General features: G+C 66.4%; 1 protein-coding gene. It reads left to right on the top strand.

Annotated features, from left to right (window positions below; all coding sequences use genetic code 11):
- Positions 1 to 55: 55 nt before the first annotated feature.
- Positions 56 to 1,233, top strand: a protein-coding gene (locus FFS20_RS17810) for an IS3 family transposase (RefSeq protein WP_095376931.1) whose coding sequence is annotated in 2 segments (ribosomal slippage) — positions 56 to 314 and positions 314 to 1,233 — 1,179 coding nt in all. Because the reading frame shifts where the segments join, the coding sequence is not laid out codon by codon here.
- Positions 1,234 to 1,271: the final 38 nt, after the last annotated feature.

The following is a 1,271-nucleotide window of genomic DNA, read 5'->3' as shown; positions in this document are numbered from 1 at the left end:
TGGGGTGTGACACTTCTCGTAGACAGTCGTTACCAGGAAGGCACGACAGGGAATCATGTCTACGAATCGCAGGACGTTCACGCCGGAGTTCAAAGCCGACGCGGTCCAGTTGGTGGTGCAGGGGCGCCGGCCGATCGCGCAGGTCGCGCGTGAGCTGGAGATCAACGAGAGCTCGCTGGGCTACTGGGTGAAGACCTACCGGGCGCAGCACCCCGACCCTGAGACGGCGCCGCCGGCGCCCGAGGCGCTGCGGATCGCGCGGCTGGAGGCGGAGAATCGCAGGCTGGCGGAGGAGAACACGTTCTTGAAAAAAGCCGCGGCCTTCTTCGCGAAGGAACAGCGGTGAGCGAGAAGTTCACGCTCATGCACGCGGAGAAGGCCAACCACACGATCGGCCTCATGGCCAGGCTCCTCGAGGTCTCTCGCGCCGGCTACTACGCCTGGGCGAAACGGCAGGGCACGCTCTCGCCGACCGCAGCCCGGCGGACGTGGCTGGCAGAGCAGATCCGCACGATACACGCTGAGTCGAACGGCGTGAACGGGTTCCGGCGGGTGCTCGCCGCGCTCGCTCGGCGCGGCATCAGCGCCTCGGAGGGGCTGGTGCGCGGCATCATGAACGAGCTGGGGATCTTCGGCATCCAGCCCCGGACGAGCAAGCGCACCACGATCGCCGCCGACGACGAGCACGACCGCCCCGACCTGATCCGCCGGGACTTCACCGCCTGCCGGCCCGGCGAGCGGCTCGTGGGCGACATCACCTACTTGCGCACGGGCGAGGGATGGCTCTATCTGGCGACCGTGATCGACCTCCACAACCGTGAAGTGGTGGGCTGGTCGATGGCCGCGCACATGCGCACCGAGCTGATCAGCGACGCGCTGCGGATGGCCCACGCGCACGGCCGCATCGCACCGAACGCGATCTTTCACTCGGACCGCGGAGCTCAATACACATCGGCTGAATACGCCGCTCTCGCGAAGGAGCTCGACGTGCGACTCTCGGTCGGTCGCACCGGCTCGTGCCACGACAACGCTGTCGCCGAGTCGTGGTTCTCGATGCTCAAGAACGAGATGTACTACCGGCATCGTTTCGCCACCCGCCAGCAGGCGAGGTTCCACGTGATGCAGTACATCGAGGTCTTCTACAACCGGCAGCGGCTCCACTCGAGCCTCGGCTACCGCACGCCCGCCGAAGCGCGCGCCGACTACACCCTTCAGGCCGCGATCGCCGCCTGATCCACAAAGAGATCGTCTACGAAACTTGACACAGCCCA

Source organism: Brevibacterium sp. 2SA, from assembly GCF_005502845.1.
GTDB lineage: Bacteria > Actinomycetota > Actinomycetes > Actinomycetales > Brevibacteriaceae > Brevibacterium.
This window is presented reverse-complemented; position numbering and strand designations above follow the sequence as displayed.